This window comes from Pseudoxanthomonas sp. Soil82, assembly GCF_040446535.1.
GTDB classification, from domain to species: Bacteria; Pseudomonadota; Gammaproteobacteria; order Xanthomonadales; family Xanthomonadaceae; genus Pseudoxanthomonas; species Pseudoxanthomonas kaohsiungensis.
In genome coordinates this window covers 64,027-87,934 of record NZ_JBEAAK010000002.1, presented here as the reverse complement: position 1 = coordinate 87,934, position 23,908 = coordinate 64,027, and the positions used below count along the sequence as shown (strand labels likewise).

19 protein-coding genes and 1 pseudogene are annotated in these 23,908 nt (G+C 68.9%); 11 read left to right on the top strand and 9 right to left on the bottom strand.

Annotated elements, in window-relative coordinates; all coding sequences use genetic code 11:
- Positions 1-351: 351 nt before the first annotated feature.
- Positions 352-795 carry a c-type cytochrome gene (locus ABKA19_RS05840; protein ID WP_353688114.1) on the bottom strand — a complete coding sequence of 148 codons (444 nt, stop codon included), beginning with the start codon at positions 793-795 and terminating at the stop codon, positions 352-354.
- A gap of 13 nt (positions 796-808) precedes the next feature.
- Positions 809-1,213, bottom strand: coding sequence for a c-type cytochrome (locus ABKA19_RS05835; RefSeq protein WP_162375599.1), 405 nt, complete (start codon positions 1,211-1,213; stop codon positions 809-811).
- Positions 1,214-1,456: 243 nt separating this feature from the next.
- Between ABKA19_RS05835 and ABKA19_RS05830 the strand changes: the two genes are divergently transcribed.
- Genes ABKA19_RS05830 through ABKA19_RS05820 form a run of 3 tightly spaced genes read left to right on the top strand, consistent with a single transcriptional unit; the run spans position 1,457 to position 9,206 of the window.
- Positions 1,457-2,590, top strand: coding sequence for an efflux RND transporter periplasmic adaptor subunit (locus tag ABKA19_RS05830; RefSeq protein WP_502945722.1), 1,134 nt, complete (start codon positions 1,457-1,459; stop codon positions 2,588-2,590).
- Positions 2,587-6,102 carry an efflux RND transporter permease subunit gene (locus ABKA19_RS05825; protein ID WP_353688112.1) on the top strand — a complete coding sequence of 1,172 codons (3,516 nt, stop codon included), beginning with the start codon at positions 2,587-2,589 and terminating at the stop codon, positions 6,100-6,102. The genes ABKA19_RS05830 and ABKA19_RS05825 overlap by 4 nt, the downstream gene beginning before the upstream one ends.
- Positions 6,099-9,206: an efflux RND transporter permease subunit gene (locus ABKA19_RS05820; protein ID WP_353688111.1), complete on the top strand. Its 3,108-nt coding sequence runs from the start codon at positions 6,099-6,101 to the stop codon at positions 9,204-9,206. The genes ABKA19_RS05825 and ABKA19_RS05820 overlap by 4 nt, the downstream gene beginning before the upstream one ends.
- A gap of 228 nt (positions 9,207-9,434) precedes the next feature.
- Here ABKA19_RS05820 and ABKA19_RS05815 read toward each other — a convergent pair whose 3' ends face one another.
- The 6 genes and pseudogenes from ABKA19_RS05815 to ykgO all read right to left on the bottom strand — a co-directional run bounded on the left by ABKA19_RS05815 (position 9,435) and on the right by ykgO (position 14,104).
- A complete protein-coding gene (locus ABKA19_RS05815; RefSeq protein ID WP_353688110.1) occupies positions 9,435-10,670 on the bottom strand; it encodes a TraB/GumN family protein in 1,236 nt (411 codons plus the stop codon).
- Positions 10,660-11,193, bottom strand: coding sequence for a GNAT family N-acetyltransferase (locus tag ABKA19_RS05810; RefSeq protein WP_353688109.1), 534 nt, complete (start codon positions 11,191-11,193; stop codon positions 10,660-10,662). The genes ABKA19_RS05815 and ABKA19_RS05810 overlap by 11 nt, the downstream gene beginning before the upstream one ends.
- Positions 11,194-11,202: 9 nt before the next feature.
- Positions 11,203-12,087, bottom strand: coding sequence for a carbon-nitrogen hydrolase (locus ABKA19_RS05805; RefSeq protein WP_353688108.1), 885 nt, complete (start codon positions 12,085-12,087; stop codon positions 11,203-11,205).
- A gap of 110 nt (positions 12,088-12,197) precedes the next feature.
- Positions 12,198-13,229, bottom strand: a complete 1,032-nt coding sequence (locus tag ABKA19_RS05800; RefSeq protein WP_353688107.1) for an agmatine deiminase family protein — start codon at positions 13,227-13,229, stop codon at positions 12,198-12,200.
- A gap of 204 nt (positions 13,230-13,433) precedes the next feature.
- Positions 13,434-13,763, bottom strand: a pseudogene (locus tag ABKA19_RS05795) (hypothetical protein).
- A gap of 215 nt (positions 13,764-13,978) precedes the next feature.
- Complete coding sequence (gene ykgO, locus ABKA19_RS05790) at positions 13,979-14,104, bottom strand: type B 50S ribosomal protein L36 (RefSeq protein WP_010342887.1); 126 nt, start codon at positions 14,102-14,104, stop codon at positions 13,979-13,981.
- A 173-nt stretch (positions 14,105-14,277) separates the two neighbouring features.
- On the opposite strand from ykgO, the gene cmk reads away from it, so the two are divergent.
- From cmk to galU, 8 genes are all read left to right on the top strand, one after another.
- Positions 14,278-14,952, top strand: coding sequence for a (d)CMP kinase (gene cmk / locus ABKA19_RS05785; protein ID WP_353688106.1), 675 nt, complete (start codon positions 14,278-14,280; stop codon positions 14,950-14,952).
- Positions 14,953-15,139: 187 nt separating this feature from the next.
- A complete protein-coding gene (rpsA, locus tag ABKA19_RS05780) occupies positions 15,140-16,828 on the top strand; it encodes a 30S ribosomal protein S1 (protein WP_162375582.1) in 1,689 nt (562 codons plus the stop codon).
- A gap of 81 nt (positions 16,829-16,909) precedes the next feature.
- A complete protein-coding gene (locus ABKA19_RS05775) occupies positions 16,910-17,224 on the top strand; it encodes an integration host factor subunit beta (protein ID WP_353688105.1) in 315 nt (104 codons plus the stop codon).
- A gap of 61 nt (positions 17,225-17,285) precedes the next feature.
- Positions 17,286-17,573 (top strand): hypothetical protein, encoded by a 288-nt coding sequence (locus ABKA19_RS05770; protein WP_353688104.1) that lies wholly within the window; start codon positions 17,286-17,288, stop codon positions 17,571-17,573.
- Positions 17,574-17,576: 3 nt separating this feature from the next.
- Positions 17,577-18,755, top strand: coding sequence for a lipopolysaccharide assembly protein LapB (lapB, locus tag ABKA19_RS05765; protein ID WP_353688103.1), 1,179 nt, complete (start codon positions 17,577-17,579; stop codon positions 18,753-18,755).
- Positions 18,695-19,756, top strand: a complete 1,062-nt coding sequence (locus ABKA19_RS05760) for an MraY family glycosyltransferase (RefSeq protein ID WP_353688102.1) — start codon at positions 18,695-18,697, stop codon at positions 19,754-19,756. The genes lapB and ABKA19_RS05760 overlap by 61 nt, the downstream gene beginning before the upstream one ends.
- Positions 19,753-21,663: a polysaccharide biosynthesis protein gene (locus tag ABKA19_RS05755; protein ID WP_353688101.1), complete on the top strand. Its 1,911-nt coding sequence runs from the start codon at positions 19,753-19,755 to the stop codon at positions 21,661-21,663. The genes ABKA19_RS05760 and ABKA19_RS05755 overlap by 4 nt, the downstream gene beginning before the upstream one ends.
- Entirely contained in the window at positions 21,660-22,562 is a 903-nt protein-coding gene (gene galU, locus ABKA19_RS05750; protein ID WP_353688100.1) for a UTP--glucose-1-phosphate uridylyltransferase GalU, read from the top strand. The genes ABKA19_RS05755 and galU overlap by 4 nt, the downstream gene beginning before the upstream one ends.
- A gap of 124 nt (positions 22,563-22,686) precedes the next feature.
- Here the strand turns inward: galU and ABKA19_RS05745 are convergent, their stop codons facing one another.
- A complete protein-coding gene (locus ABKA19_RS05745) occupies positions 22,687-23,892 on the bottom strand; it encodes an acetyl-CoA C-acyltransferase (RefSeq protein WP_353688099.1) in 1,206 nt (401 codons plus the stop codon).
- Between the last annotated feature and the right edge of the window lie 16 nt (positions 23,893-23,908).

The window sequence follows — 23,908 nt, the reverse complement described above, 5'->3', positions numbered from 1 at the left end:
TCAATGGGTGGGCGCGGAAGCGAGCCGGGTCATCGGCTGCCGCAGTCGCCAGCAAGTTGGCCGCCTGGGGCAAGGCCCCATCGCCGTTTGCCGGAATCGCTGGTTGCTTCGGCTGTCTGATCGAAGCTGCGGCGTTGCAGCGCCCCGGGGACGTCGTGCCGTGCGGGTATGGCGCAAGTGGCACATGGATGTGCCACGGCCCCTCGTAAAGGCAGGATGCCGTCCCGAGGGGTAAGCCATACCCGCACGGCACGGCCCACCCGGAGTCAGCGCTCCTGGTCGATTTATCCCGGGAACGCGAAGGCCCGCTCGCGCGGGCCTTCGCTTGAACCGGATGACGCTGCGGTTGGGTCAGTGCACGCCGTGCAGGTCGCGCAGCTGGCCCGGTCGCGAGGCGAAGAACGCGGCCAGGTCTGCGATGTCCTGGTCGCTCAGGCCGGCGGCCTGCGGGGTCATCAGCGCGTGCTGGCGCTCTTCCTTGCGGTACTGCTGCAGCGCATGCGCCAGGTAGTCGGCGTACTGGCCGCCGAGCTTGGGATAGGTCGAGTCGATCGGCGCATTGCCGTCCGGACCATGGCAGTCGATGCAGCTCTGGCCGGTGGCCTTGCCCTTCGCATTGGCCAGCTGCTCGCCGATGGCGACGCGGCCGTCGGGCAGGCCGGCGGACGAGCTCTTGGTGGCTTGCGCCTCGCCTTCGGCGGGGGCGTGGGAACTTTCCTGTCCGGAACAGGCCGCCAGGGCGAGGGCGGCGAGCAGGGCGATGGCGAGACGCTGGGCGGTCACGGCTGTCGTCATTGGAGGCGGCTGCTTACTTGAGGGTGGACAGGAAGGCGGCGATGTCGGCGATGTCCTGGTCCGAGAAACTCTGGGCCTGGGCCTGCATGGTCGGGTGCTTGCGGGTGCCGTCGCGGTATTCGTGCAGCGCCTGGGCCAGGTACTCGGCCGACTGGCCCCCGATCAGCGGCACCTTGAAGCTCGGATACGCGTTCTTGTAGCCGGTGATGCCGTGGCAACCCTGGCAGGTGTAGGTCAGCTGGTGGCCGGTCTTCGGGTCGCCGACCAGGGCGCCCGCCGCGGCGGGTGCAGCAGGGGCGGCGGGAGCGGCTTCGGTGGTGGCCGGTGCGGCGGCCGGCTGGGCGGCATCCTGGGCGACGGCGGCGAAGGGCAGGGCGGTGACCAGGGCAAGGCAGGCGGCTAGCGGCAGCGGGCGCATCATTCGGTGGTCCGGGGTCGGTCGCGGAAGTAGGGCGGTCGTGCCGGCCGGGGCCGGTCACGAAGCCGCCGCAGTATAGCCTCAGCATTCACGCGACCGGAACCTGCGTCCGTGCGTCCGGTCGAACGGAGGCGCGCCGCCGGTACCCATGACCTTCGGCGCATGGCGCGCGACTGTTCAGGTGATCTACTTGTATACAACACCTGATCACACCCCCTGCCACCGACTCATATGGATATCGCCATGGCCACTCGCCATACCCCCCGCCGGCGCCACGGAATGCGCGCTGCTGCGGTTGCCTTCGTCCTCGCCACCACGCTGACCGCCTGCAAGAAGGGGGAGGGTGGCCCGGGCGAGGCCCAGGCCAAGGAGCCGGAAGTCGAGGCGATCCCAGTGGAGGTGGTGAAGGCGGCCAATCGGCCGATCGCGGCCAGCTACACCGGCACCGCCGCGCTCGAGCCGCTGGCCGAATCGCAGGTCGTGGCCAAGACCTCCGGCGTCGCCCTGGCGGTGCTGGTGCAGGAGGGGCAGCAGGTCAAGGCGGGCCAGCCGCTGGTCAGGCTCGACCCCGACCGGGCGCGGCTGGCCGTGGCCCAGGCGCAGGCTCAGATGGGCAAGCTGGAGAACAACTACCGCCGCGCGCAGCAGCTGGTCGCCCAGCAGCTGATCAGCGCGGGCGAGGTCGACCAGATGCGCTACGACCTGGAGAACGCGCGCGCCCAGTACAACATGGCCACACTCGAGCTTTCCTACACCACCGTGACCGCGCCGATCGCCGGCGTGGTCGCCTCGCGTTCGATCAAGCCCGGCAACTTCGTCCAGATCAACACCCCGATCTTCCGCATCGTCGACGATTCCCGCCTGGAGGCCACGCTCAACGTGCCCGAGCGCGAGCTGGCGACGATGAAGGCCGGCCAGCCGGTGCATATGCAGGTCGACGCGCTGCCGGGCCGCACCTTCGAGGGCGTGGTCGACCGGGTCGCGCCGGTGGTGGACGCCGGCAGCGGCACGTTCCGCGTGATCAGCGCGTTCAATGGCGGCGACGCACTGCAGCCGGGCATGTTCGGTCGCATCCGCATCGACTACGACCAGCGCCCCAAGGCGCTGGTGGTGCCGCGCGTGGCCCTGCTCGACGACGGCGAGCCGGCCCTGTTCGTGATCCGCGAAGGCAAGGCCGCGCGCGTGCCGGTCAAGGTCGGCTACGTGGACGGTGAGTGGATCGAAGTTCGCGAGGGCCTCAAGCCCGGCGACCAGGTCGTGACCGCCGGCAAGGTCGCCCTGCGCGAGGGCAGCGCGGTGCAGGTCATCGGCGCCGAGGCGCCGGCCAAGGCCGTGGCCGACGCCGACGCCGCCAAGACCGCCGGTAGCAAGCAGTGAGCGCTACCGACCACGCGCCGCACGACGCGGCAGGGGATGGCAGGCTGGGCGGGGGGCTGGTCGAGTTCTCCACCCGGCGTCGCGTGACCATCGCGATGATCACCGTGACCATGGTGCTGTTCGGCCTGATCTCGCTGAACAGCCTCAAGGTCAACCTCCTGCCCGACCTGAGCTATCCGACCCTCACCGTGCGCACCGAGTACACCGGGGCGGCGCCGCTGGAGATCGAAACCCTGATCACCGAGCCGGTCGAAGAGACCGTCGGCGTGGTCAAGAACCTGCGCAAGCTCAAGTCGGTCTCGCGCACCGGCCAGAGCGACGTGGTGCTGGAGTTCGCCTGGGGCACGGACATGGACCAGGCCAGCCTGGAGGTCCGCGACAAGATGGAGCTGCTGGCGCAGTTCCTGCCGCTGGAAGCCAAGGCGCCGGTGCTGCTGCGCTTCAATCCGTCGACCGAGCCGATCCTGCGCGTCGCGCTGTCCGGCAACGCCGATTCGACCAGCGAAGGCGAAAGCGTGCGCGTGCTCACCGAGCTGCGCCGTTATGCCGACGAGGACCTGAAGAAGAAGCTCGAGCCGGTCGCCGGCGTGGCCGCGGTCAAGGTCGGCGGCGGCCTGGAGGACGAGATCCAGGTCGACATCGACCAGCAGAAGCTGGCGCAGCTGAACCTGCCGATCGACACCGTCATCCAGCGCCTGCAGCAGGAGAACATCAACATCTCCGGCGGCCGCCTGGAGGAAGGCTCGCAGCGCTACCTGGTGCGCACGGTCAACCAGTTCGCCTCGGTCGACGAGATCCGCGAGATGCTGGTCACCACCCAGAGCGGCGGCGACAACGCGGCCAGCTCGGCGGCGCAGCAGATGGCGGCGATCGCCGCCGCCTCCGGCGACGCCAGCGTGCTGGCGGCGGCGGCTTCGGTGCAGAGCGCCTCGTCCGGCGGCGGCAGCAGCGCGGTCGCCGGCGGCATGCCGGTGCGGCTGAAGGACGTCGCCGACGTGCGCCAGGGCTTCAAGGAGCGCGAGGCGGTTATCCGCCTGGCCGGCAAGGAAGCGGTCGAACTGGCCATCTACAAGGAGGGCGACGCCAATACCGTCGCCACCGCCAAGGCGCTGAAGGCGCGCCTGGAGCAGCTGAAGAAGCAGGTGCCGCCGGACGTCGAGCTGACCATCATCGACGACCAGTCGCTGTTCATCGAGCACGCCATCGCCGACGTCAAGAAGGACGCGGTGATCGGCGGCATGCTGGCGATCCTGATCATCTTCCTGTTCCTGCGCGATGGCTGGAGCACGTTCGTGATCAGCCTGTCGCTGCCGGTCTCGATCATCACCACGTTCTTCTTCATGGACCAGCTGGACCTGAGCCTGAACGTGATGTCGCTCGGCGGCCTGGCGCTGGCCACCGGCCTGGTGGTGGACGACTCGATCGTGGTCCTGGAAAGCATCGCCAAGGCGCGCGAACGCGGCCTGGGCGTGCTGGAGGCGGCCATCGCCGGTACCCGCGAGGTGAGCATGGCGGTGGTCGCCTCGACCCTGACCACGATCGCGGTATTCCTGCCGCTGGTATTCGTGCAGGGCATCGCCGGACAGCTGTTCCGCGACCAGGCGCTGACGGTGGCGATCGCCATCGCCATCTCGCTGGTCGTGTCGATGACCCTGATCCCGATGCTCAGCTCGCTCAAGGGGCGGCCGCCGCTGGCGTTCCCCGAGGAGGCCCCGCATCCGCAGTGGCGCCCCGCGTCGCGCTGGCAGAAGCCGATGGCAGCCACCGGCCGCGGGCTCGGAGCCGGCATCCGTGGCGCCTTCCTCGGCGTGGCCTGGCTGCTGGTCCGCGCCTGGCGCGGGCTGGTGGCGGTGGTCGGCCCGGTCATGCGCAAGGCCAGTGACCTGGCCATGTCGCCGTACCACCGTGCTGAATCGGGCTACATGAAACTGCTACCGCGGGCACTGGACCGCCCCGGCCGGGTGCTCGGGCTGGCCGCGGCGGTGTTCGTCGCCGCGCTGCTGGTCGTCCCGCAACTGGGCGCGGACCTGATCCCGCAGCTGGCCCAGGACCGCTTCGAAATGACGGTCAAGCTCCCGCCGGGAACGCCGTTGGCGCAGACCGACGCGCTGGTGCGGAGCCTGCAGCAGAAGCACGCCGGCGCCGAGGGGGTACAGAGCCTGTATGGCGTCAGCGGCAGCGGTACCCGGCTGGACGCCAACCCGACCGAAAGCGGCGAGAACATCGGCAAGCTGACCGTGGTCATGGCCAACGGCGGCAACGCCGAAGTCGAGGCGCGCACCACCGAGGCGCTGCGCGCGACGCTGAAGGACCAGCCCGCGGTGCAGGTCGACTTCAGCCGGCCGCAGCTGCTGAGTTCGTCCACGCCGCTGGAGGTGGAACTGCGTGGCCAGGACCTGGCCGGCATCGAGCACGCGGGCCAGAAGCTGGCGGCGCTGCTGCGCGCCAACCCGCATTACGCCGACGTGACCTCGACCGTGGAGCAGGGCTTCCCCGAGATCCAGATCCGCTTCGACCAGGAGCGCGCCGCCTCGCTGGGCCTGACCACGCGCCAGGTCGCCGACGTGGTGGTCAAGAAGGTGCGCGGCGAAGTGGCTACGCGCTACAGCTTCCGCGACCGCAAGATCGACGTGCTGGTGCGCGCCCAGGAGGACGATCGCACGTCGGTGGAGAGCATCCGCCGCCTGATCGTCAACCCGGGGAGCAGCCGCCCGGTAACCCTGGCCGCGGTGGCCGACGTGGTCTCCACCACCGGTCCGAGCGAGATCCACCGCGCCGACCAGGTGCGCGTGGCGATCGTCTCGGCCAACCTGCGCGACATCGACCTGGGCACGGCGGTGGAAGAGGTCGAACGCATGGTGGCCGAGAACCCGCTGGGCGCGGGCGTGGGCATGCACATCGGCGGCCAGGGCGAGGAACTGTCCGAATCGCTCAACTCGCTGCTGTTCGCGTTCGGCCTGGCCGTGTTCCTTGTCTACCTGGTGATGGCGTCGCAGTTCGAGTCCCTGCTGCATCCGTTCGTGATCCTGTTCACCATCCCGCTGGCGCTGGTCGGCGCGGTGGGCGCGCTGTTCCTCACCGGCTCCCCGGTGTCGGTGGTGGTGTTCATCGGCCTGATCCTGCTGGTCGGCCTGGTGACCAAGAACGCGATCATCCTGATCGACAAGGTCAACCAGCTGCGCGAGGCCGGCGTGGACAAGCGCACCGCGCTGGTCGAGGGCGCCCGTTCGCGCCTGCGGCCGATCGCCATGACCACGCTGTGCACGGTCTTCGGCTTCCTGCCGCTGGCGATCGCGCCGCTGTTCGGCAGCCCGGGCGCGGAGGTGCGCTCGCCGATGGCGGTGACCGTGATCGGCGGCCTGATCGTGTCCACGCTGCTGACCCTGGTGGTGATCCCGGTCGTGTACGACCTGCTCGACCGCCGCGCCGACGAGTACTACCGGGAGCGCGGCCGCCGCGCGCGCCGGCTGGCCGGCACGGCGGCGGTCGAAGGCGAGGGCTCGCCCGCATGAGCGTCGCGGAGTTCAGCATCCGGCGCCCGGTCACCACGGTGATGTTCTTCGTGTCGCTGTTCGTGATCGGCCTGATCGCGGCCTTCCGCCTGCCGCTCGAGGCGTTCCCGGAGGTGTCGCCGCCGTTCATCTTCGTCCAGCTGCCGTACACCGGCTCCACGCCGGAAGAGGTCGAGCGCACGGTCCTGCGGCCGGCCGAGGAAGCGCTGTCGACGATGCCGGGCATCAAGCGGATGGAGTCCCAGGCCAACGCCGAGGGCGCACGCATCTTCATCCAGTTCTCCGACTGGGACCGCGACGTGGCGATCGCCGCGTCGGAGGCGCGCGAGCGGCTCGACGCGATCCGCGACGACCTGCCCGACGACATGCAGCGTTACTTCGTCTTCAAGTTCTCCACGACCGACGAACCCGTTCTGCGCGTGCGCCTGGCCAGCGCGACCGACCTGACCGGCGCGTACGACATGATCGAGCGCGAGTTCAAGCGCCGGATCGAGCGGATCCCCGGCGTGGCCCGGGTCGAGGTGTCGGGCGCGCCGCCCAACGAGGTCGAGATCGCGATCAACCAGGACCGGCTGACCGCGCACGACCTGAGCCTCAACGACCTGACCACCCGCCTGCAGGCGGTCAACTTCTCGATTTCCGCCGGCGTCATCAGCGACGGCCCGCAACGCCTGCGGGTGCAGCCCGTCGGCGAGCTGACCGACCTGCAGCAGCTGCGGGACCTGGTGGTCGGACCCAACAACGTGCGCCTGGGCGACATCGCCGACGTCCGCCTCAAGCCGGCGCGCATGGACTACGGCCGGCGCCTGGACGGCAAGCCGGCGGTGGGCCTGGACATCTTCAAGGAGCGCAACGCCAACCTGGTGGAGGTCTCGCGCCGCGCACTGGCGGAGGTGGAGGCGATCCGCGCGCAGCCCTCGCTGCGCGACGTGCAGATCAAGATCATCGACAACCAGGGCGACAACGTCACCTCCTCGCTGCTGGAGCTGGCCGAGGCCGGCCTGATCGGCCTGGTGCTGTCGATCGTGGTGCTGTGGTTCTTCCTGCGCCACTGGCCGTCGGTGGCGATGGTCACCCTGGCCATCCCGATCTGCTTCGTGATGACGCTGGGCTTCATGTACTTCGCCGGCGTCACCCTCAACATCCTGACCATGATGGGGCTGCTGCTGGCCATCGGCATGCTGGTCGACAACGCCGTGGTGGTGGTGGAGAGCATCTACCAGGAGCGGGAGAAGTTCCCCGACAACCCGGTCGCCGCCTCGATCGTCGGCACCCGCCACGTCGCCATCGCCTTGTCCGCCGGCACCCTGTGCCACTGCATCGTGTTCGTGCCCAACCTGTTCGGCGAGCGCAACTTCCTGAGCATCTACCTGGGCCAGATCGCGATCACGATCTCGGTCTCGCTGCTGGCCTCGTGGCTGGTGGCGGTCAGCCTGATCCCGATGCTGTCGGCGCGGTTGAAGACCCCGCCGCTGGTGCACGACACCAACGGCTTCATCCCGCGGATGCAGCGCCGCTACGCCGGCCTGCTGCGCTGGACCCTGGACCACCGTGGCTGGAGCGTGCTTGGCATCCTGCTGGTCGTGCTGGTCAGCCTGGTGCCGATCAAGTTCACCAAGTTCGACATGTTCGGCGGCGACGAGGGCGGCGAGGCCCAGGTCTACTACCAGTGGAAGGGCTCGTACACCAAGGAGCAGATGTCCAGCGAGGTGCTGCGGATCGAGCAGTTCCTCGAGGCCAACCGCGCCAAGTACCGCATCACCCAGATCTACTCGTTCTTCAGCGAGCAGGGCTGGGGCGGCACGATGGTCAAGTTCGACACCGACAAGCCAGGCGAGACCAAGACCCTGGTCGAGACGCTGCGCAAGGAACTGCCGAAGTCGGCGCGCGCCAACATCGGCATCGGCAACCAGGGCGGGCAGGGCGGCGGTGGGCAGCCCGGCCAGAACGTGTCCTTCCAGCTGGTGGGCGATTCCACCCAGACCCTGGGCGAGATCGCCGCCGAGCTGGTGCCGATCCTGTCGCGGCGCCCGGAGCTGCGCGACGTGCGCGTGGACATCGGCGACCAGAACAGCGAGCTCAACGTCCGGGTCGACCGCGACCGGGCGGCGGCGTTCGGGTTCAGCGCAGAGCAGGTGGCCAGCTTCGTCGGCCTGGCCCTGCGCGGCGCGCCGCTGCGCGAGTTCCGCCGCGGCGAGACCGAGGTGCCGGTATGGGTCCGCTTCGCCGGTGCCGAGGACTATGGCACCGAGGACCTCGAGGGCTTCATGGTCCGTTCCCCGGACGGGCGCACGGTGCCGCTGCTGAGCCTGGTGGACGTGGAGGTCACGCCGTCGGCGACCCAGATCCAGCGCACCAACCGCCAGACGACGCTGTCGGTCCAGGCCAACCTGGCCGACAAGGTCACCGTGCCGGAGGCGCGCAAGGCGATGGAGGACACCCTGAAGGGCATGGTCTTCCCGGTCGGCTATAGCTATTCCTTCGATGGCGGCGCGTTCCAGGAGGAGGACGAGGCCAGCGCGCAGATGATGTTCAACCTGCTGATCGCACTGGTCATGATCTACATCGTGATGGCGGCGGTGTTCGAGTCGCTGCTGTTCCCGGCGGCGATCATGAGTGGCGTGCTGTTCTCGGTGTTCGGCGTGTTCTGGCTGTTCGCGCTGACCGGCACGACGTTCGGGATCATGTCCTTCATCGGCATCCTCGTGCTGATGGGCGTGGTGGTGAACAACGGCATCGTCATGGTCGAGCACATCAACAACCTGCGCCGGCGCGGCATGTCGCGCACCGATGCGCTGGTCGAGGGCAGCCGCGAGCGCCTGCGCCCGATCCTGATGACCATGGGCACCGCGATCCTGGCGATGATCCCGATCGCGCTGGCGGAGACCAAGATGGCCGGCGACGGCCCGGCCTATGCGCCGATGGCGCGGGCGATCGCCGGTGGCCTTGCGTTCTCCACCGTGGTCAGCCTGCTGTTCCTGCCCACCATCTACGCGATCCTCGACGACTTGAGCAGCGGGGTTAAGCGGCTGGTGCGCCGCGCGCGCGGCGTCGAGGCGGCGGGGCCAAGCGCCGCCTCGGTGGCGGCGATGCACGTGGAATGAGGCCAGCCCGGCCCGTCGTGGCCGGGTACGTGCGTGGCGGGCTCCTGCCCGCCGACGCGCGCGCGGCGATAGCCGTAAGGCTCAGGTCCGCCGGTGGGAATCCGCAAGCCCGCCGCGAGCGGGGCTCGACCCGCCATGGGTCTGCCACGCGGCGCGCGCCAGGCGAATCTGGGCGTGGGGATGGCGCGGGGCGGCGACATCCCGCTCTGCTGAACCGCCCCGTCAGGCTCAGCCGACCAGCCGGCCCAGCATGCGCAGGCCGCCGGTCCACACGCCGATGGCGGTGCCGAGGCTGGTCAGGAAGAAGTTGAGCAACACGCGGGCCACGCCGTTGCGCCACCAGCCTTTCACGGTCTGCACGTCGTCGCGCAGTGCCATGAAATCGGCATAGGTAGGCTTGCGCAGCGTCGCTTCGACCAGGGCGCTGATCGTGCCCGAGGCCAGCGCCGGATGCAGCGGCGTGAGCGGGGAGGCGATGAAAGCGGCCAGGATGCTGAGCGGATGTCCGCCGGCGATCGCGCAGCCCAGCGCGCCGAGCAGGCCAGTGGCCAGCACCCACTGCACCACCAGGTCCGATCCGACGTCCAGTCCGCCCTGCCAGAACCCCCAGGCGAAGCCGCCGACCACGAATACCGACAGCGCCAGGGTGAACCAGGGAAAGCGCTTGCGTTCCTGCACCGCCTCGAGTTCGCTGCGTACCGCCTGCGGCGGCGTGCCGTCCTCGCGCAGGTGCCGCGCCAGGCCGGGCAGGTGGCCGGCGCCGACCACCGCCAGCACGTGGCGGGCTCCCTGTCCGGCGTCGCGCAGGTTGGCGGCCATGTAGCGGTCGCGCTCGGCGATCACGCTTTCGTACAGCGCCGGGCTGTGCGCGGCGAACTCGCCGAAGCTCGATTCGAGCACATCGCCGCCCTTGAGCTTCTCGATGTCGTCCTCGCCGATCTCCTCGTCGCCGACCATCGCCAGCAGGATCCCGGCACCGGTCTTGGCCCGCCCCCACCAGCCCAGCTGCTGCATGGCGCGGCGGAAGGTCAGCCCGACCTCGCGGTCGATCAGGTGCACCGGCAGGTCGCGAGCGCGCGCCTCGCTCACGGCCGCCTTGAGTTCGGCGCCCGGCTCCACGCCCAGCTGCTCGGCCAACCGCCGCTGGTACGCCGCCAGGGCCAGGTTCGCGGCGAACAGGTGGGTCTTGCCGTCGCGCAGCACCTTGACGATGTCCATCCGCGCCAGCGCATCGGGGTCGGAGAGCGACTGCAGGCGGCCGGCGTCCAGCTCCACGGCCACGGTGTCGTAGGCGCCGCTGTCGATGGCGGCCCGCACCGCGTCGATGCTGGCCTGGGAAATATGCGCGGTACCGAGCAGGGTGTAGCGCACGCCGTCGCGCTCGACGATCTGGTGCGGCTGGCCGTGCAGCGGATCGACCGCGGGCGGGACGGTGTCTTGCGAAGTCGTCGGATCAGCGTTCATGTGGGGGCTCGTTGTTGCCTGCGCCCAGCGGACGCTGCATCTGCACGGTATCCAGCCAGCGGCCATGCTTCCAGGCGATGCCGCGGAAGATGCCGACGAGCTGGAAGCCGAACTTCTCGTGCAGGCGGATGGAGGCGGTGTTGGTGGGCTCGCCGATGACCGCGATCATCTGCCGGAAGCCGCGCTCCTCGCACATCGCTATCAGGCGCCCGAGCAGGGCCGCGCCGATGCCCTGGCCCTGGCGCCCGGCGGCCACGTAGACCGAGTTCTCCACGGTCATGCGGTAGCCCAGGCGCGCGCGGTAGCTGCTGGCGTAGGCGTAGCCGGCGATCGTGCCGTCCGGCTCCTGCGCGACGATGTACGGGTAGCCGGCGCCGACGATGGCGTCCATGCGCCGCGCCATTTCCGCCTCGTCAGGGACGTCGTACTCGTAGGTGTTGACGTGCGCGCGCACCTCGATGGCGTAGATCGCGGTGATCGCGGCCACGTCGGCCGCGGTGGCGTCGCGGAGCAGGGCGGGCACGCGCGCGCCTCAGTCGATGTAACGCTTGAGCAGGTCGCCGTAAGCGTCGATCCGCCGGTCGCGCAGGAACGGCCAGATCCGGCGCACGTGCTCGCTGCGCTGCAGGTCCACGTCGCACACCAGCACGGTCGGTTCGGCACCGGCTTCGGCGACGAACTCGCCCTGCGGGCCGAGCACGTGGCTGTTGCCCCAGAACTGGATGCCGGAAGCGCCGAGCGGCGAAGCCTCGTGGCCGACCCGGTTGCAGGACAGCACCGGCAGTCCGTTGGCCACGGCATGGCCGCGATGGCTGAGCACCCAGGCGTCGCGCTGGCGGTCCTTCTCGTCCTGCGCGTCGTCCGGGTCCCAGCCGATGGCGGTGGGGTAGAGCAGCAGTTCGGCGCCGGCCAGCGCCATCAGCCGCGCCGCTTCCGGGTACCACTGGTCCCAGCACACCAGCACGCCCAGCCGCCCGACCGATGTGTCGACGGGGGAGAAGCCGAGGTCGCCCGGGGTGAAGTAGAACTTCTCGTAGAAGCCCGGGTCGTCGGGGATGTGCATCTTGCGGTACTTGCCCAGCAGGGTGCCGTCCTTCTCCAGCACCACGGCGGTGTTGTGGTAGAGCCCTGCGGCGCGGCGCTCGAACAGGGAGCCGACGATCACCACGCCGTGCTTCTTCGCCAGCGCGCCCAGGCGCTCCGTGCTCGGACCGGGAATCGGCTCGGCCAGGTCGAACTCTGCGACCGATTCGTGCTGGCAGAAGTAGGCCCCGTTGTGCAGCTCCTGCAGCAGGACCAGTCGTGCGCCCTGCGCGGCGGCCTCGGCCACGCGCGATTCGATCGCGGCAAGATTGGCCTGCGCATCGCCGTGGTTGCGCTCCTGGATCAGCGCGACGGTGAGGGTCTTGCGGGTCATGGGCGTGCAGTGCATAAGCGGAAACGTGGATGGTAACCCGGCGCCGCGCACCGGGCCTGAAGGCAGCGTGGACGAACGAAGGCGCGGCGCGTATCGGGAACGCCGGCGACTCAGCGCCCCAGCCCGGCGGGCAGCTGCATGGTGATGCAGTGCAGGCTGCCGTTCTGCCAGATCAGCGGACGGCATGGGACCTGGACGATGTCCCGGCCCGGGTAGGCCAGGGCGAGCACCGCGGCCGCGGCATCGTCGGCGCGATCGCCGTAGGCGGGGATCAGCACCGCGCCATTGATGATCAGGTAGTTCGCATAGGACGCGGCCAGGCGACGGCCGTTGTCGACGATCGGCCGCGCCCACGGCAGCGGGAACAGGCGGTAGGGACGGCCATCGGCGGTGCGCAGCGCGGCGATGTCGGCGGCCATCGCCTGGAGTTCGGCGTGATGACTGTCGGCGGGGTCGTCGCAGGCCTGGAACACGATCGCATCGCCGGGCGCGAAGCGCGCCAGCGTGTCGATGTGGGCGTCGGTGTCGTCGCCTTCCAGGTAGCCGTGGTCGAGCCAGAGCACGCGGTCCTGGGCCAGCCACTGGCGCAGCCGGGCGTCCAGATCCTCGCGACTCGCCTGCGGGTGCCGCTCATGCAGGCAGTGCCAGGTGGTCAGCAGGGTGCCGTCGCCGTCGGTCTCGATGCCGCCGCCCTCCAGGGCGAAATCGATGCGCTGGCGCGGCGCGCCGCCGAACAACCCTTGCTGGTCGAGCGCCTCGACCAGACGGTCGTCGCGTCCGGCCTCGAACTTGCCGCCCCAGGCGGTGAAGCGGAAATCGAGCACGCGGAAGCCGTCGCCCTCGCGCAGGGTGATCGGGCCCGAGTCGCGCAGCCAGGTGTCGTCGTAGTCGAACGGCACGAACCGGACTTTCGTCATGTCCACCCGGGCCGAGCGCAGGCGTGCCTCGGCATAGGTCTGCAGGTCGTCGTCGGCCACGCAGATCCAGGCCGGCTGGTAGCGGGTGACCGCCTGGACCAGGGCGATGTAGGTTTCCTCCACTTCGGCCAGGCGCTCGGCCCAGTCGGTGCCCGCGTGGGGCCAGGCGACCAGGATCGCCTCCTGGGGCTCCCATTCGGCGGGAAAGCGCAGCGTATCGGTCATTTCCTGGGGCTACTCGACGCCCGCGCTGGAGGCACGGGCTTGCTGGAATCGAAAACACCGCACGGAGAGTGCGGACTTGCGCGGGGACCGCGCCGGTTCGGGGCCCGGGCTTTGCGGCGCGGGCTGCGGGCAGTCGCTTCCGGCAGGGGCCGGATGGCGAAACGCCTCCCGCCACACGCCATCTGGCAACTGCCGCGAAGGGCGTTACCTGATCGGTGGCTTCGGGCCGACTTCGCCGGGGCTGGCCTGGTGGGCCACCACGTCGATCACCTTGTTCTTCTCGAATTACACGATGAAGTCGGGATAGACCCAGCGGTTGATCGTCGGCCACTGGCGCTTCTGGCCGCCGCGTGGATCGAGCTTTTCCTGCGGCGTGCCGAAGCGGGCTTCGACTTCGCCCATGCTCAGGCCGCGCGCGGGCTGGGCCACGGCCGGCTTCTGCTGGGCGCGTTCGACCAGCAGCGTGTCGGCCTGGGCGCCGCCGCACAGGGCGAGCAGGGCCAGCAGGATCAGGGTGTTCGGGCGGTGCTTCATCGCGGTGCTCTCCCCGTTGGATGGCCGCCGGTGGCGGCGTGGATTGCGCGCCTGGATCCCCGGCGTCGCGCCGATTGTAAGCAGAAGCGCACGGGCCAAGGTGGGCTCGGCGTCAACATCCGGCGGCCGCAGGGGTGCCCGAAACGCAGAAGGCCGCATCGCTGCGGCCTTCGCGTCGATCCGCGCTACCGGCCGTGGCCGGGCGCCTGCCGGCTTCAGCGCTGGCGGGCCTTGAAGCGCGGGTTGGACTTGCAGATCACGAAGACCTTTCCGCGGCGGCGGACCACCTTGCAGTCGCGGTGACGGGCCTTCGCCGACTTCAGGGAGGACAGGACTTTCATGACACACCTCGGAGGACGACGGATGGGAAGCCAGGGCCGCTCTGGCCCGGGCGTGCAAACAAGCCCGCCATTCTAGCCGGGTTTCCCGTGCCGGTTCAAGCGTTTGCGTCCGCCGCGCGGAGCCGGGCCGGGTGCGGGCTACAATCCGGCCCCCTGCAGCCTGCGGAGCCGCCATGCCCCCCGTCCCGGTCCTGACCATCGATGGCCCCTCCGGTGCGGGCAAGGGTACGGTGAGCCGGCTCGTCGCCGGTCGCCTGGGGTGGCATTACCTGGACTCGGGTGCGCTCTACCGGGCGGTGGGGGTGGCGGCCAGCTGGGCCGACCTGGACCTGTCGGATCCGGCCGCGCTGGTCCGCTGCACTTTCGATACCGACATCCGTTTCCAGGATGATGGCGGGAGTTTGAGGGTCATTGTCAACGGAACCGATGCCACAGACGAGCTCCGGCTCGAGACTACCGGCACCCTGGCCTCGGCCATCGCGGCGATCCCGGAGGTCCGGGCCGCGCTCAAGGAGCGGCAGCGGGCGTTCCGCCGCGAGCCGGGCCTGGTCGCCGACGGCCGGGACATGGGCACGGTCATCTTCCCGGACGCCACGACCAAGGTGTTCCTGACCGCGAGTGCCGAAGAGCGCGCCCGCAGGCGCCATAACCAGTTGAAGGAAAAAGGGGTTTCGGTTACATTTGACGGTCTGCTGCGGGAGATCCTGTCCCGCGACGCCCGCGATGCGCAGCGCGCGGTGGCACCGTTGAAGCCGGCCGACGACGCCGTCCTCCTCGACACCACCGGCCTGTCCATCGACGAGGTCGTCGATCGCGTGCTGGCCCTGGTGCCTGCTCGCGCCGACTGACCGGCCGACCTGCAAGATCGCACGCAGCAGAAGGCGCGCAAGCGCCAAAGGCGCCGTCGTGGATGTCCACGGCGGTTTTTTCCAACCCACCACACAAGGCTCCTTGCGGGCCGATCAGGGGGGCGGGAGCGCGGCACTCATGCTTGCCGATGGCATCCCGTCCGTGTGTTCAACCGAGTAATCAACAATGACCGAATCTTTTGCCGAACTGTTCGAACAGAGCCAGGCCAACCTGGCCAAGCTGAAGCCGGGTGCGATCGTCATCGGCACCGTCGTGGAAGTCCGCGGCGACGTCGTGGTGATCAACGCCGGCCTGAAGTCCGAAGGCATCGTGCCGATCGAGCAGTTCCGGAATGACGCCGGCGAGATCGACGTGGGCGTGGGCGACCAGGTCAAGGTCGCGCTCGACTCCATCGAGAACGGCTTCGGCGAGACCGTGCTTTCGCGCGAGAAGGCCAAGCGCGCGATGGTGTGGGACGAGCTGGAAGAAGCCCTGGAGAAGAACGAGACCATCACCGGCCGCATCAGCGGCAAGGTGAAGGGCGGCTTCACCGTCGACATCAAGGACGTCCGCGCGTTCCTGCCCGGTTCGCTGGTCGATGTGCGCCCCGTGCGCGACCCGGCCTACCTGGAAGGCAAGGAGCTTGAGTTCAAGCTCATCAAGCTGGACCGCAAGCGCAACAACGTGGTCGTCTCCCGCCGCGCGGTGGTCGAGAGCGAGCACTCCGAGGAGCGCGAGCAGCTGATGGAGAAGCTGCAGGAAGGCGCGGTGCTGAAGGGCGTCGTCAAGAACCTGACCGATTACGGCGCGTTCGTCGACCTCGGCGGCATCGATGGCCTGCTGCACATCACCGACATGGCGTGGAAGCGCGTCCGTCACCCGTCCGAAGTCGTCAACGTCGGCGACGAGCTCGACGTGCGCGTGCTGAAGTTCGACCGCGAGCGCAACCGCGTCTCGCTGGGCCTGAAGCAGCTGGGCGAGGATCCGTGGGACAACATCGCCCGCCGTTACCCGGCCAACAGCCGCGTGTTCGGCAAGGTCTCCAACGTCACCGATTACGGCGCGTTCGTCGAGATCGAGCCGGGCGTGGAAGGCCTGGTGCACGTGTCCGAGATGGACTGGACCAACAAGAACGTCAACCCGTCCAAGGTCGTGCAGGTCGGCGACGAGGTCGAGGTCATGGTCCTGGACGTGGACGAGGAGCGTCGCCGCATCTCGCTGGGCATGAAGCAGGTCGCCGCCAATCCGTGGGAGACCTTCGCCGCGATCCACAAGAAGAACGACAAGGTGTCCGGCCAGATCAAGTCGATCACCGACTTCGGCATCTTCATCGGCCTGGACGGCGGCATCGACGGCCTGGTCCACCTGTCCGACATCAGCTGGAACACCACCGGCGAGGACATCCTGCGCAACTACAAGAAGGGCGACACGCTTGACGCGGTCGTGCTCGCGGTCGATCCGGAGCGCGAGCGCATCAGCCTGGGCCTGAAGCAGATGGAGCAGGATCCGTTCGGCCAGTACATGGCCGCCAACCCGAAGGGCTCCAAGGTCGAGGGCACGGTCAAGGAAGTGGACGCCAAGGGCGCCACCATCGAGCTGGCCGACGGCATCGAGGGCTACGTGGCCGCGCGCGACATCAGCCACGACCGCGTCGACGATGCGACCCAGCACCTGAAGGTCGGCGACAAGGTCGAGGCCAAGTTCGTGGGCATGGACCGCAAGGGCCGCAGCCTGCAGCTGTCGATCAAGGCCAAGGACGAGGCGGAGACCGCCGAGGCGCTGGCCGAGTACAACAAGACGGCCGCCGAGGCCGCCGCCGGCACCACCAGCCTGGGTGCGCTGCTGCGCGCGCAGCTGGGCGGCAAGTCCGAGTAAGTCCATAGCAGAAGCAGAACCGCGGCGGTCCGGGACTCCCGGGCCGCCGCGGCCTGTCCACACCCATCCAGCCTGCCTGAGATGACCAAGTCCGAACTGATCGAAATCCTGGCCCGCCGCCAGTCGCACCTGAAGGCCGAGGACGTCGACCTCGCCGTCAAGTCGCTGCTGGAGATGATGGGGGGCGCGCTCGCGTCCGGCGAGCGGATCGAGATCCGGGGTTTCGGCAGCTTTTCCCTGCATTACCGCCCGCCTCGGTTGGGCCGCAATCCCAAGACCGGCGATTCGGTCGCCCTGCCGGGCAAGCACGTACCGCATTTCAAGCCAGGCAAGGAGCTGCGCGAGAAGGTCAGCGACGTGCTGCCGGCCCCGGCCTCGTCCGATGATGGCCCCTGACCGGCTCGTCGCCGTCGTTCAGGTCCGCTAAGCTTCCCCCGACTGCCGCAGGAGTCGGGACATGAGCATTCTTCGTCTACTGGTGCTGGTCGCCTTCCTGGCCGCCGGCTTGGTGGTCGGTTCACTCAATCCGCAAAAGGTCGTGCTGGACTTCGGCATCGCCGAGGTCGTCACGACATCGGGCGTCGCCATCATGGTGTCGCTGCTGGCCGGCGTGCTGCTCGGGGGTGGCATCGTCATGGCCACCACGGTGCTGCCCTTGCAGGCGCGCCTGCGGCGCGCGTCCCGTCCTGCGCCGCCCGCTGCGGTCGCGGAGCACGGCCCGCGCCCCCCCTATCAGGGAACCTGATCCATGGAATTCCTCAACGAATGGTTCTGGTTCTTCCTGCTGCTGCCGCTGGCCGCGCTTACCGGCTGGGTGGTGGGAAGGCGGGGAGGGCAGCGGCACGGCGACACCCAGGTCAGCCGCCTGTCCAGCACCTACTTCCGAGGCCTGAACTACCTGCTCAACGAACAGCCGGACAAGGCGATCGAACTTTTCCTGCACATCGCCGAATTGGACAAGGAAACCTTCGAGACCCAGGTCGCGCTCGGGCACCTGTTCCGCCGTCGCGGCGAGGTCGACCGCGCGATCCGCCTGCACCAGGGCCTGGTCCAGCGCAACGACCTCAGCGACCAGCAGCGCGTCCAGGCCCTGCTCGCGCTCGGCGAGGACTACATGAAATCCGGCCTGCTCGATCGCGCCGAAACGGTCTTCACCGACCTGGCGCGGATCGACCAGCGCGCGCCGCAGGCGCTCAGGCACCTGATCGGCATCTACCAGGCCGAGCGCGACTGGGAGCGGGCGATCGACAATGCGGTGCGTTACGAGGAAGTCACCGGCGAACCGATGGGCAAGCTGGTGGCGCAGTTCGAATGCGAACTGGCCGATCGCCATCGCGCCAACGGCGACCTCGATGGCGCGCGCAGCGCGATCGCCAGGGCCTACCAGGCCGATGCCAGCAGCGTCCGCGCAGGCATCCTCGAGGGCCGCATCGAGGTGGATTCGCACAATCCGGAGGGTGCGATCCGTGCCTTCGAGCGCGCCGCACGACACGATCCCGATTACCTGCCGGAGTTCCTGCCCAGCCTGCTGGCCTGTTATGGCGAAGTCGGTGACAACGCGGGTGCGCGCGCGTTCCTCGCCGAGATGAGCGAGCACTATCGAGGCATCGCGCCGGTGCTGGCGCTGACCCGCCTGATCGAGGGGCAAGAGGGGGCCAAAGCTGCGCGCGACTACCTGGGCAGGCAGCTCAAGGATCGGCCGTCGGTGCGGGGCGAGGCCGCGCTGATCGACCTGACCCTGGCCGTGGGCGCGGACAGCACCGCGACCCTGCACGACCTCAAGCACATCACCGACCAGTTGCTCGTGCGCAACCCGAGCTACCGCTGTACGCGTTGCGGCTTCGGTGCGCGGACCCACCACTGGCAGTGTCCCAGTTGCAAGGAGTGGGGCACGGTGAAGCCGCTGCTCAACTACGCGGTCGTCTGATGGGCATGGCGGCCTGGCTGATGCTCCTCGCAGGAGTGTCGGCGGCGGGGACCTGGTTGGCCCTGGCCTATGCGCGCTGGCGCAAGCTGATCGATCAGCCGGGAGAGCGTCGAAGCCATTCGGTGCCGACGCCGCGCGGCGGGGGCATCGGGATCGCTGTTGCGTTGCTGTTCGGGTGCCTCGTGGCCGGCACGACGGGGATGGCTGATCCTGCGCCCCTGCTGGGCTTCGCCATCGGCCTGCTGCTGGTGGCCGGCATCGGCTGGGTCGACGACCACCATTCCCTGTCGCCGCTTCTGCGCCTGTGCGTGCAAGGCCTGGCCGGCGTGGTGCTGGCCTGGGGCCTGCATGGCACCGAGGAGCGCTGGGGATGGGCGGTGTTTACCACCCTTTCGGTGCCGGTACTGGTCAACGTCTGGAACTTCATGGATGGCATCAATGGACTGGCCTCAAGCCAGGCGGTCCTGGTGGCGGCTGCATTCGCCTGGCTGGTTCCGGCCGCCGCGTGCCCGGCGTTGGCCTTGGCAGCGACAACGGCGGCTTTCGTGCCGTTCAACTTTCCCAGGGCCCGGATCTTCCTGGGCGACGTGGGCAGCGGCACGCTGGGATACGCGCTGGCGGCGCTGGTCGGGCTCGCTGCCTGGAGGGCACCCAAGGAGGTTATTCCGTACGCTTTCGTGCTGGTGCTACCACTCTCGGCCTTTCTGATTGACGCGTCCTTGACGCTGGGTGCGCGCATGCTGGCCGGCGAGGCGTGGTGGCGACCGCACACTTCTCATCTCTATCAGTGCTGGGTAAAAGCGGGGCGCAGTCACACATTCGTGACCCTCGTCTACGCTGCATTCAGCTTTGTCGCTGTTATCCTTGCGTCTTATCTGAGCGGGGTTGCGCCATGGCTCGCCGGGGGGGGCGTGGCGCTTTGGCTGTCCATTGCGCTCCTGGGCTGGGTCCGGTTACGACGGCGCCTCATTCCAGGGAAGGGAACTGAAAGGCAAGCATGAACCCCCGAGCGAACTCGAGTGTGGCGCTGACCCGCATAGCGGTCGTGATCCACGACCTGGTCATGGTTTATGTGTGCTGGCAGCTCATCCATGTTTTGCGCTATGCCAGCCGTCAGGAAGGCTATACGTGGACGGAGTTCTCGCCCACGGTGGCCCTGGTGCTGGTGGCCCAGGGGCTGGTCTTCTGGCGGGTCGGTCTCTATCGCGGACTATGGCGTTTCGCCAGCGTTCCCGATCTCTGGAACATCCTGAAGGCCGGTATCTTCGGCCTGCTGGCGATCGTTCTGGGGCTGGCCGTTTACAACCGGCTGGAGTCGGTTCCGCGCACGGTCTTGGTGGTCTACCCATTCGCACTCACCGTGCTACTGGGGATGCCCCGGCTGCTCTACCGGGTCTGGAAAGACCATCTGGGGCAGCGCGGCTTGGCTGTCCGGCGAGTCCTTGTCCTCGGGGCAGGCCGTGCCGGCGAGGCGCTGGTGCGGGACCTGCGGCGATCCGGCGCATACGAACCGGTCGGCTTCCTCGACGATGCGCCCAGGCTGCGCGGTTCGCGCCTGCACGGGCTCGCCGTGCTCGGGGGCCTGGAGGATGCGGTCTCGGTCGCCAAGGAGACGGCCGCCGGCATGCTGGTCATCGCCATGCCATCGCTGGACGCGGCCGGCATGCAGCGGGTGATGGCGATCTGCGAGCGCACGGGCCTGCCGTTCCGTACCGTGCCGCGGCTGACCGATGTCCTGGAAGGCCAGGCGCTTCCGGGCGAGCTCAAGGAAGTGGCCATCGAGGACCTGCTCGGGCGCAAGCCGGTCATGCCGGACTGGAAGCTCATCCGTGGCTGGCTGGGCGGGCGCACCGTGATGGTGACAGGGGCGGGCGGGTCGATCGGCTCGGAGCTGTGCCGGCAGTGCGCGCGCCATGGCGCGCGCAAGATCGTGCTGCTGGAGATCGACGAGCTGGCGCTGATCACCATCCATGGCGACCTGAAGCGCGCCTTCCCGGACCTGGAGATCGAAGCGGTCCTGGGCGACTGCGGGGACCCGGCCGTGACCGCCCACGCGTTGCGCCTGGGCCAGCCCGATGCGGTCTTCCACGCCGCCGCCTACAAGCAGGTGCCTCTCCTGGAGGCGCAATTGCGCGAGGCGGTGCGCAACAACGTGCTGGCCACGGATACAGTTGCCCGGCTGTGCCGCGAGAGGGGGGTGGGCACCTTCGTCTTCATCTCCACCGACAAGGCGGTCGATCCGGCCAACGTACTGGGCGCGACCAAGCGCTTCGCCGAGATGATCGCCCAGTCGCTGGACGCCAAGAGCAGCGGCACCCGCTTCGTCACGGTGCGCTTCGGCAACGTGCTCGACTCGGCCGGCAGCGTCGTGCCGCTGTTCCGCGAACAGATCCGCAAGGGCGGGCCGGTGACGGTCACCGACCCGGAGGTCACGCGCTACTTCATGACCATCCCGGAGGCCTGCCAGCTGATCGTGCAGGCCGCTGCCGCCGGTTCGCACGCCGCCATCTATACGCTCGACATGGGCGAGCCGGTGCCGATCCGGCTGCTCGCCGAGCAGATGATCCGCCTGGCCGGCAAGCAGCCCGGCCGCGACATCGCAGTGGTGTACACCGGCTTGCGTCCGGGCGAGAAGCTGCACGAAACCCTGTTCTACGCGGACGAGCACTATCGCCCGACCTCGCATTCCAAGATCCTGGAGGCCGGCGCGCGCGAGTCGTCCGCCGAGCAGGTGCGCCTGGGAGTGGAGCGGATGCGTGAGGCGGTGGCCCACTACGACGAGGACAGCCTGCGCCAGGTGCTGCGCGAAGTAATCCCCGAATTCATTCCGGCGGAGCTGGCGGCGGTGCCCGATGCGGGCGCGGTCGTGGTTCCGTTCCCCGCACGCGAGGCCCGATCGACACGATGACGTCCAAGAGGATCCGCAAGGCAGTTTTCCCGGTCGCAGGACTGGGTACCCGCTTCCTTCCCGCCACCAAGACCGTTCCCAAGGAGATGCTGCCGATCATCGACCGGCCGCTGATCCAGTACGCCGTGGACGAAGCGATCGAAGCGGGGTGCGACACGCTGGTGTTCATCACCAACCGGTACAAGCATGCGGTCGCCGACTACTTCGACAAGGCCTACGAGCTCGAGCAGAAGCTCGAGCGTGCCGGCAAGACCGAACAGCTCGAGCTGGTCAGGCACGTCCTGCCCGAGGGCGTGCGCGCCATCTTCGTCACCCAGGCCGAGGCGCTGGGGCTGGGCCATGCGGTGTTGTGCGCGAAGGAAGTGATCGGCGACGAGCCGTTCGCGGTGCTGCTGCCCGACGACCTGATCTGGAACCGCGGCCCCGGGGCGCTGAAGCAGATGGCGGATGCGGCCCAGGCGTCCGGTGCCAGCATGATCGCGGTGCAGGACGTGCCCGCGGAAAGCACCGGCAGCTACGGCATCGTGGCGACCGATGCGTTCGATGGCCGACAGGGGCGGATCCGCCGCATCGTCGAGAAGCCCAGGCCGGAAGATGCGCCCAGCAACCTGGCCGTGGTCGGCCGCTACGTTTTGAGTCCGCGCATCTTCGGGCTGCTGGAGGCGACCACGCCCGGCGCCGGTGGCGAGATCCAGTTGACCGACGCGATCGCCTCGCTGCTGGCCGACGATCCGTTCCATGCCTTTCGCTTCCAGGGCACGCGCTTCGACTGCGGCACCCACATCGGCCTGATCGAGGCCACCATCCGCTACGCGCTTGACCACGAAAAGCTCAGCGATCCGGCCCGCGACATGATGCAGAAGGCGCTCAGCGAGCTGGGCGTGCGCGACATCGACTGAGCGGCCAGCGGGCGGAGTATGCCGGCTGCTTGAAGTGCGACCGCAGGGGCAAGCAAGAAAAAAGACGGCGCCCGAGGGCGCCGTCTGCATTAGTGGGTCCCGGCCCTTGAGGCCTAGGCGCGGGTCAGAGCGCCTCGAAGATTCCCGCCGCGCCCATGCCCGTACCGATGCACATGGTCACCATGCCGTACTTCTGCTGGCGACGACGCATGCCGTGGACGATCGTGGCCGTGCGCACTGCGCCGGTCGCGCCCAGCGGGTGGCCCAGCGCGATCGCGCCACCCAGCGGGTTGACCTTGGACGGGTCCAGGCCACTGTCGCGGATCACCGCCAGCGCCTGTGCGGCGAAGGCTTCGTTGAGCTCGATCCAGTCCAGCTGGTCGCGGGTCAGGCCGGCCTGCTTGAGCGCCTTGGGGATCGCGGCGATCGGGCCGATGCCCATCACCTCCGGGCGCACCCCGGCCACCGAGAAGCTGACGAAGCGGGCCAGCGGGGTCAGGCCGTAATCCTTGATCGCCTGCTCGGAGGCCAGCAGGACCGCACCGGCACCATCGCTCATCTGCGAGGAGTTGCCGGCGGTGACGGTGCCACCGAACTGGCCGTTGCGGAACACCGGGCGCAGCCTGGCCAGGCCTTCCATCGAGGTGTCCGCGCGCGGGCCTTCGTCGGTATCGGCCAGCTTCTTGCGCAGCTGGATCGTGTTGCCGGCCAGGTCCGGCACATGGGAAAGGATTTCGTAGGGGCTGATCTCGTCGCGGAACTCGCCGGCGGCAATCGCAGCCAGCGCCTTCTGGTGCGAAGCCACCGCGAAAGCGTCCTGCTCCTCGCGCGAGACCTTCCACTCTTCGGCGACCTTCTCGGCGGTGATGCCCATGCCATAGGCGATGGCGACGTGGTCGTCCTTGAACACCGACGGAGATAGGGCGACCTTGTTGCCCATCATCGGCACCATCGACATCGACTCGGTGCCGCCGGCCAGCATCAGGTCGGCGTTGCCCAGGCGGATCTGGTCGGCGGCCAGGGCCACGGCCTGCAGGCCGGAGGAACAGAAGCGGTTGATGGTCTGCGCGGCCACGGTGTCGGGCAGGCCGGCCAGCAGCACGCCTATGCGCGCCACGTTCATGCCTTGCTCGCCTTCGGGCATGGCGCAGCCGATGATCGCGTCGTCGATGCGCGAGGTGTCGATGCCCGGCGCCTGCGCGACCACGGACTTGAGCACGTGGGCGAGCATGTCGTCGGGGCGGGTGTTGCGGAACATGCCCTTGGGCGCCTTGCCGACCGGGGTGCGGGTGGCGGCGACGATGTAGGCGTCCTGGATCTGCTTGGTCATTGGTTTACTCCGGAAT